Source organism: Streptomyces sp. NPDC006332, assembly GCF_040612855.1.
Taxonomy (GTDB): Bacteria; Actinomycetota; Actinomycetes; order Streptomycetales; family Streptomycetaceae; genus Streptomyces.
The window spans coordinates 1-15983 of record NZ_JBEXRA010000038.1 but is presented as its reverse complement, the minus strand read 5'-3'; the positions used below and the strand labels follow the sequence as shown (position 1 = coordinate 15983).

Below are 15983 nucleotides of genomic sequence, written 5' to 3'. Positions count from 1 at the left end.
GGCGGCAGGGCGACCGGTCGGCGGTCGCCCTGCTCGGCCCGCGCCGTCCGGCGGCCTCTCCCGGCGGTTCGCGCACCGGCTGTCCCGCAGGACAGGGTGGGCCGACCGCGACTCAGCGGCCGACGTTCAGATCACCGCGTCGGCGCGCAGCGCCTCGATGTCGCCGTGACCGCGGCCGAGTTCCGCGAGGATCGCCTCGGTGTGCTCACCCACCGCCGGTACGGAGTCCATCCGCGCCGGCAGCCCCGTCAGGTCGGCCGGCGGCAGCAGCGCCCGCACCCGTTCCCCGCCGGGCACGCCCACCTCGCGCCAGCGGTCGCGACCGGCCAGCACCGGGTGGTCGAGGAACGCGGCCACGTCGTTGACGCCGGCGCACGCGATGCCGATGCCCTCCAGCTCTTCGAGGATCCGCTCGGCGTCGGAGCGGCCGACTCGCTCGGCGATGATCGTGTTGAGCTCCTCGCGATGGGCGACCCGGTCGGAACCGGTGGCGAACCGCGGGTCCTCGGCCAGCTCGGGCCGCTCCAGGAAGCGGGCGCACAGCGCGACCCATTCCCGCTCGTTCTGGATGGAGAACAGCACGTCCTTGCCGTCGGCGGCCGTGAAGGCGCCGTAGGGCGCGATGGTGGCGTGCTGGGTGCCCAGGCGCGGCGGCTGGGTGCCGCCGTACAGGGTGTAGTAGGCGGGCTGGCTCATCCACTCCGCCAGCGCCTCGAACAGGGACACCTCGACGGGGTGTGCCGTGCCGGTGGTGGCGCGCGTGTACAGGGCCGTGAGGACGCCGCTGTAGGCGTACATCCCAGCGGCGATGTCGGCGACGGAGATGCCCGTCCGGGCGGTCTCCTCTTCCGTTCCGGTGAGGGACACCAGGCCGGTCTGGCACTGCACCAGCAGGTCGTACGCCTTGCGGTCGGCCCAGGGTCCCGAGGTGCCGTATCCGGAGATCGTGCACGGGATCAGCCGGGGGTGGCGCTCGCCGAGCGCGCCGGCACCGAGGCCGAGACGGTCGGCCGCTCCCGGAGCCAGGTTCTGTACGAACACGTCGGCGCCGTCCAGGAGTTGGTGCAGGATCTCGCGGCCCCGGGGGTCTTTCAGGTCCAGGGTGAGGGACTCCTTGGACCGGTTGAGCCAGACGAAATAGCTGGAGTGTCCGTGGACGGTCGTGTCGTAGCGGCGGGCGAAGTCGCCGTCACCGGGCCGCTCCACCTTGATCACCCGGGCGCCGAGATCGGCGAGTTGGCGGGTGGCGAAGGGGGCGGCGACGGCCTGCTCCAGGCTGACCACCGTGATCCCGGACAGGGGACGCTGCGGGAGGCTCATGGGGCCCATTTGTACGGGCGCGCCGAAGACGCTGTCAACGGTATCCACCACCGCTGACCTGTGCTTTTCCCGGTCCCCGAGGGGGTGAGTGCGGGAGCGGGGGGTGTGATTTCATGGTGACCATGAAGGCCATCGCACTGCAGAAATACGGTCAGGACCTCGAACTGGTGGACCGCCCGGAGCCCAAGGTGGCCCCCGGCGAGGTACTCATCCGCGTGAAGGCGGCCGGAGTGAATCCGGTGGACTGGAAGGTGGGAGAGGGGTACCTCGACCCCATCATGGAGGTGCGCTTCCCGATGATTCCCGGCTGGGACGTGGCCGGAGTCGTCGAACAGGTCGGCCTGGACGTCGAGGCGTTCGCGCCCGGCGACGAGGTGTACGGCTACATCCGCAAGGACTGGGTGCAGCAGGGCTCCTACGCCGAACTGGCCGCCGCCCACGTCCGGATGCTCGCCCGCAAACCGTCCTCCCTCAGCTGGGAGGAGGCCGCGGGGCTCCCGCTGGCGGGGCTCACCGCCTATCAGTCGATCAAGCGGGTCGGGGTCAACGCCGGTGACACCGTCCTGGTCCACGCCGCGGCCGGCGGGGTCGGCATGTGCGCCGTCCAGATCGCCGCCGCCCTCGGTGCCCGGGTCATCGGCACCGCGAGCGAACGCAACCACGACTTCGTGCGCTCGCTTGGCGCGGAGCCCGTGACCTACGGCGACGGACTCGCCGACCGGATCCGCGAGGTGGCCCCGGACGGGGTGGACGTGGCCCTCGACTTCGTGGGCGGGGACGCGGTGGAGGTCTCACGGCAGGTCCTGAAGAGCCCCGAGCGCCTCGCCTCGGTCGTCGACGCGGCCGCGGCCGAGACCGGCGGCCACTACGTGTGGGTACAGCCCGACTCGGTGGGCCTGACGGCGCTCGCGGAACTGGCCGACCAGGGCCGGCTCTCCGTGACCGTCGCGCGGACACTGCCGCTCGCCGAGGCCGCGGAGGCCTGGCGTCTCAGCCGCGAGGGCCACACGCGCGGCAAGTTGGTGCTGACCGTCGGCGAACGCTGACGGCAGTCCGACCGGTGCGGTCGGTGCACGCCGAGGGTCGGCGTGCACCGCGGGCCGGTATACGGCTGGGTCGGTGGGCAGTGCGGACCGGTGGGCGGTGCGGACCGGTGGGCGGTGCGGACCGGTGGGTGGTGCGGACCGGTGGGCGGTGCGGACCGGTGGGTGGTGCGGACCGGTGGGTGGTGCGGACCGGTGGGTGGCGCGGCCGAGGAGCGGTGTCGCCGGGCGGCGGTGTCGTGTGCGTCGGCCTCAGGCCGGTGCGCCGAGCGTCTCCACGGCCCGGACGAGCGGGGCCAGTTCGGGGGTCCGCGCGGCCTGGTCCAGGGCCTCGCGCAGGGCGGCCTCGTTCGTGGGGCGCGCCTCTTCGAGCAGCTTCAGGCCCGCCTCGGTGACGTTGGTGTAGATGCCGCGGCGGTCGGTGGGACACAGGTAGCGGGAGAGCAGTCCGCGGTCCTCCAGCCGGGTCACCAGGCGGGTCGTGGCGCTCTGGCTCAGTACCACCGCGTCGGCGACCTGCTTCATCTGCAGGTGGCCGCCCTCCCCGTCGTGCTGGCGGCTGAGCACGTCGAGCAGCGAGTACTCGCGCACGCTCAGGTCGTGCTCCGTCTGCAGAGCCCGCTCGATGTGGACCTCGATCCTGCCGTGCAGCAGCGAAAGCGCACACCAGCCCTGTGCGAGGGCGGTGAGCGCGGGGTCTGTCGCGGTCATGGGGCCTGCTCCTTCGTCCCGAGGCCACTGACGTCCAGGATGACGTCCACGATATGTCATGGACGAAAATTCCGGCGAGTGCGGATATTGCGCGCCTGCAAGCAGCACTCGTCGCGTGAGGTCTGGTGGCTCTTCCCGGTGACGGTTCCCGGTGACCGTCCGGCGGCGGGCTACGGTCGCGCCAAGTGCCGCATGGTCAGGGCCAGATGGAGTCGAAGGCGGCCCTGGGGCGTGCGCACCGGCCAGCCGAGCAGGTGCTCGGCGTGGGTCAGGCGGTCCTGGAGCGTGGAGTGGTGGACGTTGGCCTCGGCGGCGGCCGCGCGCAGGCTCGCCGTCGAGGCGACCGCGTGCAGGGTGGGCAGCAGCCAGGGCGTGACCGCGGCGGCCGCGTCCAGGTCGCGGACGTCCGGCGGCGGCTCGGCGCCCGGTGCGACCAGGTCGGCCAGCAGGGCGATCCCGCCGAGTTCGTCGGCGTACACCACGCGTTGTCCGGGGTCCTGGGCGGTGCCGTCGGCGGTGAAGCGCAGTGCGGTACGCGCCGCGGTCCACGAGTGCGGCAGGTCGAGCACCGGGACGGCGGGGCCGACCCCGAGGCGTCCTGTGGACGGCACGGTGCCCGGGTGCGCGCCGACGACCCGCGGCCTGCCGTCGTGGGGTGCCAGCGCGCGTGCCGGTGCCGCGGGGTCCAGACCGAGCCCGCGGGCCGCGTGCAGGCGGGCCTGGTCGGGAGCCGTGGCGTCCAGGACCGTCTCGACGAGCGCGGGGTCGTCGGCGGGGGCCCGGCCCCGGGTGCGGTCGAGGACGAGACGTACGGCGCCCGCGGCCCGCTCCAGGATCACCGCGTCGACGACGCTGGGCCCGGCCTCCGCCCGCTCCAGCCACAGGGCGGGCGGTCCGCCCGGGGCCAGCGCGGCGGACGGCCACGCGGGGTCGGGCGGGCCGTCCGTGTCCCGGCGCGTGCCCTCGGCCTCGACCCGGACCTGCACACGCCGCTCGGCGTCGACCAGTCGGGCGGGCACCCCGGCCAGCACCGCGGCCCCGCGCACCAGTGCCTCCAGACCGGCCCGGGACTCGGACAGTCGGTCGAAGTAGGCGATGACCCGGACGGCGGCACCAGCGTCCGGGTCCAGCGCGGTCAGGCGCCCGGCCAGCTCTTTCATACGCCCATGGTGCGGCATGCGGTCACGTTCCGTGGAGCCTTGCGGTGGGATTCCGCCGGGCGGGCGCGGGACACGAGGTGGGGGCAGGCCCGCGGTATGGGTCTCAGTCGGCCAGCAGCCTCCGCAGCCAGGCCAGCTGGGCCGCGCGGGCCGCCTGGGAGACGGCGGCCTGGGGGGCGAAGCCGTCGAAGCCGTGGAAGCCGCCGGGCCACACATGCAGCTCGGCCACCCCGCCGGCCTGCCAGATGCGGGAGGCGTAGGCGACGACCTCGTCCCGGAAGGTCTCCGCGGACCCGACGTCGAGGAAGGCCGGAGGAAGGCCCGACAGGTCCTCCGCGCGGGCCGGGGCCGCGTACGCGGGCACGTCGGGACCGCCGCGCAGCTCACCCAGCAGGGCCGACCAGCCGGTCTCGTTCGCCGTCCGGTCCCAGACGCCGAGGCCCGCCATCTGGTGGGAGGACGGAGTGTCGTTGCGGTCGTCCAACATGGGGCACAACAGCAGCTGACCGATCGGCCGCGGCCCCTTGCGGTCCCGTGTGAGCAGGGCCAGCGCCGCGCTCAGCCCTCCGCCCGCGCTGGCGCCCGCGATGACGATCCGCTCCGGGTCGCCCCCTATCTCAAGGGCGTGTTCCGCCGTCCACACCAGGCCGGCGTAGACATCCTCGACCGGCGCCGGATGCGGATGCTCGGGCGCCAGCCGGTACTCCACGGACACCACGACCGCGCCCAGCTCCCTGGCCCAGGTCAGCGGACCGTCCACCCCTACCCGGTTGTTGCCGAGGACCATGCCGCCACCGTGCACGTGGTACAGGACGGGCAGCGGGGACCCGATCGCCCGGTCGGCGGGGCGGCAGATCAGCAGCGAGATCTCCGGAGCGTCCTCGGGGCCGGGCACCGTACGGTCCTCGACCTCGAAGAACCCGTCCATGGTCAGGTCCAGGTCGGCCAGCATCTGGATGCCCGGGCCCTGACGCACGGTGTCGATCTCGTCCGGGGTGAGACCGGGTGACACGACATCCTTGATCAGGTCGAGGGCGGCGGCCAGTTCGGGATCGAACGGGGGTGGCACGTGACTCATGGCGTCTCCTCACGCGAAACACGGCGGCTCGTGGCGCCATGATCCGCACATCGACGCCTTCGAGGGGCGCCGCCGTCCGGCGGAAGCTGCCCGCCGTCTGGCGGGTGGCACCGCGACTTCCGGCCAGGCCTCGTCCGGACCTGCTGTTTTTTACCAGCAGATGGCCTGTTCTTCACCTGCTGTGAGTGGAACGCATCGGAGGCGCTGACGACGCTGTCGATGCCCCCCACGCATCAGGAGTAACAGTGGACGTCTCTCTCACCGTCTGGCTGCTGACCGTCGCGGCCCTGTGCGCCCTTGTGGCGGCGGATTTCTTCATCGGCCGAAGACCCCATGACGTCTCCCTCAAGGAGGCGGGCACCTGGACGGTCGTCTGGATCGTCCTCGCCTGCCTGTTCGGCGTCGGGCTGTTCCTCCACGCCGGCGCGAAGCCCACCGGCGAGTTCTTCGCGGGGTACATCACCGAGAAGTCGCTCAGCGTCGACAACCTCTTCGTGTTCGTCCTGATCATGGGGAAGTTCGCGGTGCCGTCCCAGTACCAGCAGCGGGTACTCATGGTCGGCGTTGTCATGGCCCTGGTGCTGCGCGCGGGCTTCATCGCGGCCGGAGCGGCGATCATCTCGACGTTCTCCTGGGTGTTCTACCTCTTCGGTGCCTTCCTGATCTGGACCGCCTGGAAGCTGGTCCAGGACGCCCGTAAGGAGGGCCACGAGGAGGAGTACCAGGAGAACAAGCTGCTGAAAGCAGTGGAGAAGCGTTTCGGCGTGGCCGACCGGTATCACGGCACCAAGCTGTGGATCGAGGAGAACGGCAAGCGGATCATGACGCCGATGTTGGTCGTGATGCTCGCGATCGGCTCCACCGACGTCCTGTTCGCCCTGGACTCGATCCCCGCCATCTACGGGCTGACCCAGGACCCGTACATCGTGTTCACCGCCAACGCGTTCGCCCTGATGGGGCTCAGGCAGCTGTACTTCCTCATCGGCGGGCTGCTGAAAAAGCTGGTCCACCTCAGCTACGGGTTGTCGATCATCCTCGGGTTCATCGGCGTCAAGCTGGTCCTGCACGCACTGCACGAGTCCGGGGTGCACGTCCCGGAGATCAGCATCCCGGTCTCCCTGGGCTTCATCGTGCTCGTCCTGGCGGTCACCACCCTCACCAGCCTGTGGGCTTCGAGGGAGCAGGAGGACGCGGAGGCGGAGCGCCCGGCCTGACGGACGACGCGAAGGGGGCCGGAGTCCGTGGACGTCGCGGACCTGCCGCGGGTCGTGAACTCCGGCCCCCTCCCGGGGCCTCAGGGCGTGGATCAGGCGGCAGCGGCGTCGTCCGCGTGGCCGTGCAGACGGGAGACCACCTCGGCGAGCTGCCCGGCGACCTCGGCGTCGTCGACCGGGTGGGTCTCGGCGAAGCGGGTCAGGGAGCCGGGGATCGAGAGCTTGAGGTCCTCGATCACCTTGGCGCCGGCGATGCCCACGGCCTTGCGGGTCTCGTCCTGCGCCCAGACACCGCCGTACTGGCCGAACGCGGTGCCGACCACGGCGGCCGGCTTGCCGCCGAACGCGCCGGCGCCGTACGGACGCGACAGCCAGTCGATGGCGTTCTTCAGAACGGCCGGGATGGTGCCGTTGTACTCGGGCGAGAAGAACAGGAAGGCGTCGGCGGCCTGGGCGGCCTCACGCAGCTTGGCGGCGGGGGCCGGCACGCTGCCCTCGACGTCGATGTCCTCGTTGTAGAAGGGGACGTCGCCCAGGCCCTCGAACAGCACCACGTCAGCGCCCTCAGGAGCGAGCTTGACGGCCGCCTCGGCGAGCTGACGGTTGTGTGAACCGGCGCGAAGGCTGCCGACGAGTGCAAGGATGCGAACAGACATGCGAAACTCCAAGGCTGAAACGGTGCCGTTTGTGATCCGGACCGAGGTCCGTTTACGTTGTAGCATCCTAAACGGACCGAGGTCCAGTTTTCCTGGCGATGCTTTACGCTGAGTTCATGTCCGCCTTTCCGCCCCTGCCCGCCGAACCCTCACACTCGGCTGTCACACCCGAGGTGCTCCAGCTCGGCGACACCAAGGAGCATCCCTGCCTGCGTGCCGACGCCGCCCGCAACCGGGCCAGGCTGCTGGAGGCCGCGGCGCGACTGGTGGCGGAGCACGGGGCGGCCGGAGTGACGATGGAGGCGGTGGCGGCCGCTGCGAACGTCGGCAAGGGCACCGTCTTCCGCCGGTTCGGTGACCGCACCGGCCTGCTGACAGCGCTGCTCGACCATTCCGAGAAGAAGTTCCAGGCCGCCTTCCTCGGTGGCCCGGCCCCGCTCGGTCCGGGCGCGCCGCCCGTGGACCGGCTGCGGGCCTTCGGGCGGGCCATGCTGCGTCGCTCGGTCGAGGAACTGGACCTCCAGCTGGCGGCCGAACCGAGCCCGGACCGCCGTTTCTCCGTGCCGGCCCGCGTGGTGCAGCGCGGCCATGTCGCCCTGCTGCTGCGGCAAGCGGTGCCGGACGCGGACACCGAACTTCTCTCCCACACGCTCATGGGGTACCTGAGTCCCGTCCTGATCCACCACCTGACCCGGCAGTGCGGGATGCCGCTGGAGCGGCTGGAGAGCGGATGGGACGATCTGGTCGAGCAGTTGACGGGCTGACGGGCTGACGGGCTGACGGGCGATGGGTTGGCATATGCCCTCCGAACCGATTCGGTCGCGAAGTTCCCCCACTCGAAAGCCCAGTCACAGGTTCTGCAAAGATGCCGTACGTCATGGTGCAGATACCGAAAACACCCGTGCCCGCGCCGCCCTTACCGCGCGCCGTACCCACGAGCGCCGATGTGGCCCGCCTGGCCGGAGTCTCGCGTGCGACCGTCTCCTACGTCCTCAACAACACCAGTGCCGTCCGGATCAGCGAACCCACCCGCCGTCGCGTCCACGAGGCCGCGAAGGAACTCGGGTACGTGCCGCACGCCGCGGCCCGCAGCCTGCGCGCCGGACACAGCCACATGGTGCTGATGCCCGCGCCGGACTTCCCGGTGGGCCCGCTCTACGCCCGGTTCCTCAGTGAGCTCCAGTGGGAGCTGGGGCGCCTCGACTACACGGTCGTGCAGTACGGCGCGGTCGGGCTCCAGGGCGACGACGCCGCCCGCGCCTGGGCCGAACTACGGCCGGTCGCCGTGTTGTTGCCCGGCTCCGACCTCGGCCCGAAGGGCGTGACGGTGCTCAAACGCTCCGGCGCCCGGGCGGTGATCACGTTGGGGCCCGACTCCGTCGAGGGGGCCCACGCCCTGCTCATGGACCACGAGGCCGTCGGCCACTGCGCCGGCACGCATCTCTACGCCCGGGGCAGGCGCCGTATCGGCGTCGTCGTACCGCAGGAGACGACGCTGGGGTCGTTCTCCGCGCCCCGCCTCCAAGGCGTCAGGGACGCCCTGCGCGGTACGGATGCCACGGTCACCGAACTGCCCCTCGCCTACGACGAGTTGTCCGCCGCCCGGCTCGCCGCCCGCTGGCCCGACCTCGGTCTCGACGCGGTGTTCGCCTACAACGACGAGTACGCGATGCTGCTGATGCGCGCCCTGCACGACGAGGGAGTCCGGATCCCGGAGGACGCGGCGTTGATCGGGGCCGACGACCTCATGCTCGGACGGCTGCTGCGGCCACGGCTGAGCACGGTCCACATCGACCTTCCGTCGGGCCGTGACCTGGCCGAACTGGTCGACCGCGCGGTACGCGATCCGGGCGCCGCGCCCGAGGCCCGCAAGGTGCTCGGGGCATCGACGGTGCAACGCGACTCCAGCTGACACCGACGGGGTCCGCGGCGGACCCGTCGAGAGGCGTCGGGGTCGGTCAGGTGCTCGCCGGGCATGGGCACCGTTCCTCCACGCGTGATCGGAGCTGTGTCGCGCATGGACGCGGCGGGCCCTGCCGAGACCGTACGGCACGACTAGGATGTTGCATGCTCAACCACATGGGGCCCGACGCGTGACCACCGTCGCCCCGTGCGTCCGCCGGTGACCGAACGGAGAGCCGTCATGCCCTTGCTCGAACCCAAGACCTGGCAGTCCCGTACCTTGTCGGGACCCGAACACGCCGTCACCGAGCCCGCCACCGGCGACACTCTCGGCACCGTCGCCCTCGCCACCGCGGAGGACGTCGCGGCGGCCGCCGCGACGGCCCGCGGTGCCCAGACGGAGTGGTCCCGCCTCCCGCACTTCGTCCGCGCCGGGGTGCTGCGCAAGGCCGGCGACCTGTTCACCACGCACGCCGACGAACTGCGCGAGTGGCTGGTGCGCGAATCCGGGTCCATCCCCGGCAAGGCCGACTTCGAACTGCACGTCGCCGCCCAGGAGTGCTACGAGGCCGCCGCGCTCGCCTCCCGCCCCGCCGGGCAGGTCCTGCCCAGCGAGGCGGCCCGGCTGTCCTACACCCGCAGGGTCCCGGCCGGTGTGGTGGGCGTGATCGCCCCCTTCAACGCCCCGCTGATCCTCTCCATCCGCTCCGTCGCCCCGGCACTGGCCCTCGGCAACGCGGTCGTCCTGAAGCCGGACCCGCGCACCGCGGTCTGCGGGGGACTGTCGCTCGCCGCGATCTTCGCCGAGGCCGGTCTGCCCGAGGGCCTGCTGCAGGTACTGCCGGGCGGCCCCGACGCCGGGCAGGCCCTGGTCGCCGATCCCCGGATCCCCGTCATCTCGTTCACCGGATCGACCGCGGCCGGCCGCGCGGTCGGCGAGGCGGCCGGCCGCCACCTCAAGCGCGCCCATCTGGAACTGGGCGGCAACTCCGCCCTGATCGTGCTGGAGGACGCGGACCTGGACGCGGTGATCTCCACGGCGGCCTGGGGTTCCTTCTTCCACCAGGGCCAGATCTGCATGACGACCGGCCGTCACCTGGTGCACGAGTCCCTCTACGACGACTACGTCGAGCGGCTGGCCGCCCGGGCCGACTCGCTGGCCGTCGGGGACCCGCACCGCGAGCAGGTCCACCTCGGTCCGATCATCGACGACGGCCAGCTCGCCAAGGTGCGCGGCCTGGTGGAGGCGAGCACGGCCGACGGCGCCAGGCTGGCAGCGGGCGGCACCCACGACCGGCGCTTCTACCGGCCGACGGTCCTCGCCGACGTCGGCGACCGGACCCCCGCGTACGCGGAGGAGGTCTTCGGCCCGGTGGCGCCCGTCAGGTCGTTCCGCACGCCCGACGAGGCGGCCACGCTGGCGGCCGCCGGTCCCTACGGCCTCTCGCTCGGCATCGTCACCCGGGACGCGGCCCGCGGCCTCGACCTCGCCGAACGGATCCCGACCGGCATCGTCCACATCAACGACCAGACCGTGAACGACGAGGCCGTCGCCCCCTTCGGTGGCATCGCCGCGTCCGGCACCGGCGCCCGCTTCGGCGGCGAGGCCAACCTGGAGGCGTTCACGGAGACGCGCTGGACGACCGTACGCGGGGATGTGGCGACGTACCCGTTCTGAGACCGAAACCGTTCTGAGCAGTCAGACCCGGCCCACGAGCGGGTACGCGCGGCGTCCTAACCGCCGTTCTGCTCGGCCTGGGCCTGCTGCTCGGCGACGGACTTGCGGACCTCGTCCATGTCCAGATTGCGGGCCTGCCCGATGACGTCCGTCAGGGCGGCCTCGGGCAGGGCACCCGGCTGGGCGAACACCGCGACCTGGTCACGGACGATCATCAACGTGGGGATCGACTGGATACCGAAGGCCGCGGCCAGCTCCGGCTGCGCCTCGGTGTCCACCTTTCCGAACACCAGGTCGGGGTTCCCCTCGGCCGCCTTCTCGTAGACGGGTGCGAACTGTCGGCACGGACCACACCATTCCGCCCAGAAGTCGATCAGAACGAACTCGTTGTCCGTGACCGTCTGGTCGAAGTTCTCCTTGGTGAGCTCAACGGTGCTGCTCATGGCGTGATCCCTCTTCCTGATGTCGGGGCGAAGCCGTCGGCACAACACGGCAGCCCTGGTCCCTATTCCGCGCACGTACCCATGTGGCCTCCGCGCACACCACCCACCAGACTGGCCCCATGACGGAAACGGAATCCATCGCCTACGACGTCGTGGTGCTCGGTGCCGGACCCGTGGGGGAGAACGTCGCCGACCGCACCCGTGCGGCCGGCCTCTCCACCGCGGTCGTGGAGAGCGAACTGATCGGCGGCGAGTGCTCGTACTGGGCGTGCATGCCGAGCAAGGCCCTGCTGCGCCCGGTCATCGCCCGCGCCGACGCCCGCCGCGTCCCCGGTCTGCGCCAGTCGGTACAGGGCCCCCTCGACGCGTCGGCCATCCTCGCCCACCGTGACTACTACACCTCGCACTGGAAGGACGACGGCCAGGTCCAGTGGCTGGAGAGCATCGGGGCCGACATCTACCGCGGCCACGGCCGCCTCACCGGATCACGCACGATCACGGTCACCGGCCCCGACGGCGAGCGGCACGTGCTCACCGCCCGGCACGCGGTGGCCGTCTGCACCGGCACCCGCGCCGTCGTACCCGACCTGCCGGGGATCGCCGAGGTCAGGCCGTGGACCAGCCGGGAGGCCACCAGCGCGCAGGCGGTGCCCGGACGCCTGATCGTGGTCGGCGGGGGAGTTGTCGCCACCGAGATGGCCACCGTCTGGCAGGCCCTCGGCTCGCAGGTCACCCTCCTCGTCCGCGGCAAGGGCCTGCTGAACCGCATGGAGCCCTTCGCCGGTGAGCTGGTCACCGAGGGCCTCGCCGAGGCGGGCGCCGACATCCGCACCGGGACGTCCGTCGAGTCGGTCACCCGGGAGAACGGCACCGTCGTGGTCGTCACCGGAACCGGTGACCGCATCGAGGCCGACGAGATCCTCTTCGCCACCGGACGCTCCCCGCACACCGACGACATCGGTCTCGACACCATCGGCCTCGAACCCGGCTCCTGGCTGGACGTCGACGACAGCCTGCGCGTCACCGGCAGCGAGTGGCTCTACGCCGTCGGCGACGTCAACCACCGTGCGCTGCTGACCCACCAGGGCAAGTACCAGGCCCGCATCGCGGGCGCCGCCATCGCCGCCCGCGCGTCGGGCGTCCCCATCCTGGAAACCGACCCCTGGGGCGCCCACGCGGCCACCGCCGACCACGCCGCCGTCCCCCAGGTCGTCTTCACCGACCCCGAGGCGGCCGCCGTAGGCCTCTCGCTCGCCGAGGCGGAAGCGGCCGGCCACCGTGTCCGCGCCGTCGACCACGACCTCGCCTCGGTCTCCGGCGCCGGACTCTACGCCGACGGCTACCGGGGCCGCGCCCGCATGATCGTCGACCTGGACCGCGAGATCCTGCTCGGCGTCACCTTCGTCGGACCCGGGGTCGGCGAACTCATCCACTCCGCGACGATCGCGGTCGCCGGTCAGGTCCCGATCAACCGGCTGTGGCACGCGGTGCCGTCGTATCCGACGATCAGCGAGGTGTGGTTGCGGTTGCTGGAGGCCTATCGCGACAACTGACGCCGCGCGGCCCATGCGGAGGCGGTCCCGCCGGACGCGGGGCCGCCTCGGACGTGGGAGGGCGCCGGGCGGACTCGAGGACAGCCCGGTCAGGGTGGGCAGATCCGTGCCTCGCCGACGGTGGCCCTAGCCCGGCAGCCGGAACCCCAGCTCCCTCGCCGCTTCCTGGGGCGTCGGCTGCGTCCACCGCTGCGCCATCGCCTCGTTCGAGGACAGCGAACGCAACTCCGCGCGGTCGAGGTACAGGGTGCCGTCGAGGTGGTCGGTCTCGTGCTGGACGATCCGCGCGGGCCAGCCGGTGAACTGCTCGTCCAGCGCGCGGCCCCGCTCGTCCTCGCCGGTCAGCCGCACCGCGGCATGCCGCGCCACCACCGCCTGCCACCCCGGCACGCTCAGGCAGCCCTCGAAGAACGCGGCCCGGGCAGGGCCGACGGGCTCGTACGACGGGTTGACCAGGACCCGGAACGGCTGCGGGATCCGGCCGCGGGCCAGCCGTACCTCCTCCGGCACGGGCGCGGGATCCTCGATCACCGCGATCCGCAGTGGCACCCCCACCTGCGGTGCGGCCAGGCCCACGCCCGGTGCCGCGCGCATGGTCACCCGCAGCGCCTCGACGAAACGGGACAGCAGCGCGGGGCCCAGTTGGCCGTCGAAGCGTTCCGTGCCCCCGCGCAGCACCGGATCGCCGGCCGCCACGATGGGCAACGGGCCGTCCGTGGACAGGAGTTGCTCGACCAGCTCGGCAACGGGGGCGTGATCACGGGGAGATGCCATCGCGACAGCATGCCACGGTACCCCCGGACACCCGACACTCCAATGTGACGCACACCACTTGCGGGCCCGGGAACTCGGTGGCCCTTCCTCCCGACTACCGGACCGCCACACCCGAGAAACGTCCCCTGCCCCGGGAGAAGCCCGCCGATGTCCACCGCTCCCTCGCCGACCACGGACGAGGCCCCTGACCGCGCCGCCCCAGCGCCGTCCCCCCGCCGTTGGGCCACGCTGCGCCCGCTGGTGCTGCGCCTGCACTTCTACGCCGGCGTGCTCGTCGCCCCGTTCCTGCTGGTCGCCGCCGTCACCGGATTCCTGTACGCGGGCTCGTTCCAGGCGGAGAAGTTCGTGTACGCCGACGAGATGACCGTCTCCGCCGTCGGGGACACCAAGGTGCCGATATCCGAGCAGGTGGCCGCCGCTCGCGCAGCGCACCCCGAGGGCACGGTGGCCGCCGTACGCCCCTCGCCGGAGAACGACGCGACGACCAGGGTGCTGCTGTCCGGCGTCAAGGGTGTCGACGCCGACCACACACTCGCCGTGTTCGTCGACCCGTACACCGCGAAGGTGCGGGGTGCGCTGGAGCAGTACGGCTCGACCGGCGCGCTGCCGCTGCGCACCTGGATCGACGAGCTCCACCGCGATCTGCACCTCGGCGAGACGGGGCGCCTCTACAGCGAGTTCGCCGCGAGCTGGCTCGGGGTGATCTCGCTGGGCGGCCTGGCGCTGTGGTTCTCCCGCCGACGCGCCCTGCGCACGCTGCGCGGCACCAGCGGGCGGCGCCGCACCCTCGGCCGGCACGGCACCGTGGGTGCCTGGGCGGCCGCCGGGTTCCTGTTCCTGTCGGCGACCGGGCTGACCTGGTCGACATACGCCGGTGCGAACATCGACGAACTGCGCACCTCCCTCGGCCAGGCCACCCCGTCCGTCTCGGCCGCGGCGGGCGGCGACCACGCGGGTCACGGCGCCTCCGCGTCGGCCGGGGACGCGGAGCACGGCGTGGGCCTCGACAAGGTCCTGGCCGCGGCCCGCTCCGAAGGGCTAGGCGACCCGGTCGAGTTGGTTCCGCCCGCCGACGCCTCCTCCGCGTACGTGGTGAGGCAGATCCAGCGCAGTTGGCCCGAGAAGCAGGACTCCGTCGCGATCGACCCGAACACCGGCGAGGTCACCGACGTCCTGCGGTTCGCGGACTACCCGCTGCTGGCGAAGCTGACCCGCTGGGGCATCGACCTGCACACCGGCTCCCTGTTCGGGCTGGTCAACCAGATCGCCCTGATGGGCCTCGCGCTGTCCCTGATCCTGCTGATCGTGTGGGGCTACCGCATGTGGTGGCAGCGCGGCCGTGGCTCCGCCTTCGGCCGACCGATCCCGCGCGGCGCCTGGCAGCAGGTGCCGCCGCAGATCCTGCTGCCGTGCGTGGTGGCCGTCGCCGTGATCGGCTACTTCGTGCCGCTGCTCGGCATCCCACTGGCCGCCTTCATCGCCATGGACGTCGTCCTTGGCGAGGTCGACCGCCGACGGGGGCGGCGGACACGGACGAGTGCCGCGGACGGGTGATGCCGGGGGCAGCGGACACGGCCGAGCGCCGTGGACGGGCGATGCCGGGGTCGGCCCGTGGCGTGCGGCCCCTGCGTAGTGACGTGGCCGGCGGGCCTCCGAGGAGCAGGTGATCGGCGCCACCCGGCGGGTCGCGGACGACGTCCCGCACGACGAGGGGTGCGCCTCGGGCCCGGCTCCAGGGTGGAGCCGGGCCCGAGGCCCGATCGGATCGCGACGGGGGAGGTCAGAGCTGCTCGAAGTCACCCGCGAGGGCCGAGGCGAGGCGCAGGTGCGACTCCGCCTCGTCCGTCCGGCCCTGCCGCTGCAAGGTGCGGCCGAGCATCAGCCGGGCGTAGTGTTCCACCGGGTCACGCTCGACGATGACCCGCAACTCGCTCTCCGCGCGCCGCAGTTGAGCCGAGTGGTAGTAGGCACGGGCCAGCAGCAGCCGCGGTCCGGTCTGCTCCGGCACCTCCTCGACCAGCCCGCCGAGAACGCGCGCGGCGGCGGCGTAGTCCTTCGCGTCGAAGAACATCCGGGCGCGCTCCCAGCGCTCCGCCGGTGTTCCGTGGTCGTAGTACGTCATGTCCACTGCTGACCTCCTTCGCGGCCTACAACTCCACGAGATGGTCAAACATTCCACTACCCGGGAAGGGCGGTCGGGACGACCGAGGGGGCGCCCGGCTCGGGGTTCGGTGCCGGGAAGCTCGGCGCATCCACCGAGGTCCGCCGTCTGCTGCCCAACCTGGGCCGGCGCATGATCGGCGCATGGTGCTTCGTCGTCACTTACTCCAAAACACAGACGCCCCCACCTGCAGCGAGGCGGGTTCTACTGATCCCCGCAACACCCTGGAGTTCAGGGAGTTGCGGGGATCGTGGATTTTGAGGTGCTGAAGGCCAGGTTCTTCGAGGCAC

The 15983-nt window shown here is 72.0% G+C and carries 15 protein-coding genes; 7 read left to right on the top strand and 8 right to left on the bottom strand.

What is annotated here, in order from left to right:
* Positions 1 to 126 precede the first annotated feature (126 nt).
* On the bottom strand, positions 127 to 1320 hold the full coding sequence (locus tag ABZ027_RS28975) for a CaiB/BaiF CoA-transferase family protein (RefSeq protein ID WP_356773450.1): 1194 nt from the start codon (positions 1318 to 1320) through the stop codon (positions 127 to 129).
* A 122-nt stretch (positions 1321 to 1442) separates the two neighbouring features.
* Here ABZ027_RS28975 and ABZ027_RS28970 point away from each other — a divergent pair, with 122 nt between their 5' ends.
* On the top strand, positions 1443 to 2366 hold the full coding sequence (locus ABZ027_RS28970) for an NADP-dependent oxidoreductase (protein ID WP_356773578.1): 924 nt from the start codon (positions 1443 to 1445) through the stop codon (positions 2364 to 2366).
* A 249-nt stretch (positions 2367 to 2615) separates the two neighbouring features.
* Here the strand turns inward: ABZ027_RS28970 and ABZ027_RS28965 are convergent, their stop codons facing one another.
* The 3 genes from ABZ027_RS28965 to ABZ027_RS28955 all read right to left on the bottom strand — a co-directional run bounded on the left by ABZ027_RS28965 (position 2616) and on the right by ABZ027_RS28955 (position 5312).
* Entirely contained in the window at positions 2616 to 3074 is a 459-nt protein-coding gene (locus tag ABZ027_RS28965; RefSeq protein WP_356773448.1) for a MarR family transcriptional regulator, read from the bottom strand.
* Between the two features lie 170 nt (positions 3075 to 3244).
* Positions 3245 to 4234 (bottom strand): helix-turn-helix domain-containing protein, encoded by a 990-nt coding sequence (locus tag ABZ027_RS28960; RefSeq protein ID WP_356773446.1) that lies wholly within the window; start codon positions 4232 to 4234, stop codon positions 3245 to 3247.
* Between the two features lie 103 nt (positions 4235 to 4337).
* Entirely contained in the window at positions 4338 to 5312 is a 975-nt protein-coding gene (locus tag ABZ027_RS28955) for an alpha/beta hydrolase (RefSeq protein ID WP_356773444.1), read from the bottom strand.
* 245 nt (positions 5313 to 5557) lie between these two features.
* Between ABZ027_RS28955 and ABZ027_RS28950 the strand changes: the two genes are divergently transcribed.
* Positions 5558 to 6526, top strand: coding sequence for a TerC family protein (locus ABZ027_RS28950; RefSeq protein WP_356773442.1), 969 nt, complete (start codon positions 5558 to 5560; stop codon positions 6524 to 6526).
* A gap of 92 nt (positions 6527 to 6618) precedes the next feature.
* On the opposite strand, the gene ABZ027_RS28945 is transcribed toward ABZ027_RS28950, so the two are convergent.
* A complete protein-coding gene (locus ABZ027_RS28945; protein WP_356773440.1) occupies positions 6619 to 7182 on the bottom strand; it encodes an NAD(P)H-dependent oxidoreductase in 564 nt (187 codons plus the stop codon).
* Between the two features lie 116 nt (positions 7183 to 7298).
* On the opposite strand from ABZ027_RS28945, the gene ABZ027_RS28940 reads away from it, so the two are divergent.
* The 3 genes from ABZ027_RS28940 to ABZ027_RS28930 all read left to right on the top strand — a co-directional run bounded on the left by ABZ027_RS28940 (position 7299) and on the right by ABZ027_RS28930 (position 10762).
* Positions 7299 to 7946 (top strand): helix-turn-helix domain-containing protein, encoded by a 648-nt coding sequence (locus ABZ027_RS28940; RefSeq protein ID WP_356773438.1) that lies wholly within the window; start codon positions 7299 to 7301, stop codon positions 7944 to 7946.
* Positions 7947 to 8059: 113 nt separating this feature from the next.
* A complete protein-coding gene (locus tag ABZ027_RS28935) occupies positions 8060 to 9094 on the top strand; it encodes a LacI family DNA-binding transcriptional regulator (RefSeq protein ID WP_356773436.1) in 1035 nt (344 codons plus the stop codon).
* Positions 9095 to 9325: 231 nt separating this feature from the next.
* Entirely contained in the window at positions 9326 to 10762 is a 1437-nt protein-coding gene (locus ABZ027_RS28930) for a benzaldehyde dehydrogenase (RefSeq protein WP_356773434.1), read from the top strand.
* Between the two features lie 56 nt (positions 10763 to 10818).
* Here the strand turns inward: ABZ027_RS28930 and trxA are convergent, their stop codons facing one another.
* A complete protein-coding gene (trxA, locus tag ABZ027_RS28925; RefSeq protein WP_356773432.1) occupies positions 10819 to 11205 on the bottom strand; it encodes a thioredoxin in 387 nt (128 codons plus the stop codon).
* 119 nt (positions 11206 to 11324) lie between these two features.
* Here trxA and ABZ027_RS28920 point away from each other — a divergent pair, with 119 nt between their 5' ends.
* Positions 11325 to 12758 (top strand): NAD(P)/FAD-dependent oxidoreductase, encoded by a 1434-nt coding sequence (locus ABZ027_RS28920; protein WP_356773430.1) that lies wholly within the window; start codon positions 11325 to 11327, stop codon positions 12756 to 12758.
* Between the two features lie 126 nt (positions 12759 to 12884).
* Here ABZ027_RS28920 and ABZ027_RS28915 read toward each other — a convergent pair whose 3' ends face one another.
* A complete protein-coding gene (locus ABZ027_RS28915; RefSeq protein ID WP_356773428.1) occupies positions 12885 to 13532 on the bottom strand; it encodes a peptide deformylase in 648 nt (215 codons plus the stop codon).
* Positions 13533 to 13679: 147 nt separating this feature from the next.
* Here ABZ027_RS28915 and ABZ027_RS28910 point away from each other — a divergent pair, with 147 nt between their 5' ends.
* Positions 13680 to 15086: a PepSY-associated TM helix domain-containing protein gene (locus ABZ027_RS28910; RefSeq protein ID WP_356773426.1), complete on the top strand. Its 1407-nt coding sequence runs from the start codon at positions 13680 to 13682 to the stop codon at positions 15084 to 15086.
* 226 nt (positions 15087 to 15312) lie between these two features.
* Here the strand turns inward: ABZ027_RS28910 and ABZ027_RS28905 are convergent, their stop codons facing one another.
* Positions 15313 to 15660: a tetratricopeptide repeat protein gene (locus tag ABZ027_RS28905; RefSeq protein ID WP_356773424.1), complete on the bottom strand. Its 348-nt coding sequence runs from the start codon at positions 15658 to 15660 to the stop codon at positions 15313 to 15315.
* Positions 15661 to 15983 lie beyond the last annotated feature (323 nt).

Excerpts from the sequence above, each read along its gene's own strand:
- ABZ027_RS28970 (WP_356773578.1), top strand. The coding sequence starts at position 1,443 with ATGAAGGCCATCGCACTGCAGAAATACGGTCAGGACCTCGAACTGGTG.
- ABZ027_RS28975 (WP_356773450.1), bottom strand. The coding sequence starts at position 1,320 with ATGAGCCTCCCGCAGCGTCCCCTGTCCGGGATCACGGTGGTCAGCCTG.
- ABZ027_RS28910 (WP_356773426.1), top strand. The coding sequence starts at position 13,680 with ATGTCCACCGCTCCCTCGCCGACCACGGACGAGGCCCCTGACCGCGCC.
- ABZ027_RS28940 (WP_356773438.1), top strand. The coding sequence starts at position 7,299 with ATGTCCGCCTTTCCGCCCCTGCCCGCCGAACCCTCACACTCGGCTGTC.
- ABZ027_RS28960 (WP_356773446.1), bottom strand. The coding sequence starts at position 4,234 with ATGAAAGAGCTGGCCGGGCGCCTGACCGCGCTGGACCCGGACGCTGGT.
- ABZ027_RS28930 (WP_356773434.1), top strand. The coding sequence starts at position 9,326 with ATGCCCTTGCTCGAACCCAAGACCTGGCAGTCCCGTACCTTGTCGGGA.
- ABZ027_RS28935 (WP_356773436.1), top strand. The coding sequence starts at position 8,060 with ATGGTGCAGATACCGAAAACACCCGTGCCCGCGCCGCCCTTACCGCGC.
- ABZ027_RS28920 (WP_356773430.1), top strand. The coding sequence starts at position 11,325 with ATGACGGAAACGGAATCCATCGCCTACGACGTCGTGGTGCTCGGTGCC.
- ABZ027_RS28955 (WP_356773444.1), bottom strand. The coding sequence starts at position 5,312 with ATGAGTCACGTGCCACCCCCGTTCGATCCCGAACTGGCCGCCGCCCTC.
- trxA (WP_356773432.1), bottom strand. The coding sequence starts at position 11,205 with ATGAGCAGCACCGTTGAGCTCACCAAGGAGAACTTCGACCAGACGGTC.
- ABZ027_RS28945 (WP_356773440.1), bottom strand. The coding sequence starts at position 7,182 with ATGTCTGTTCGCATCCTTGCACTCGTCGGCAGCCTTCGCGCCGGTTCA.
- ABZ027_RS28965 (WP_356773448.1), bottom strand. The coding sequence starts at position 3,074 with ATGACCGCGACAGACCCCGCGCTCACCGCCCTCGCACAGGGCTGGTGT.
- ABZ027_RS28915 (WP_356773428.1), bottom strand. The coding sequence starts at position 13,532 with ATGGCATCTCCCCGTGATCACGCCCCCGTTGCCGAGCTGGTCGAGCAA.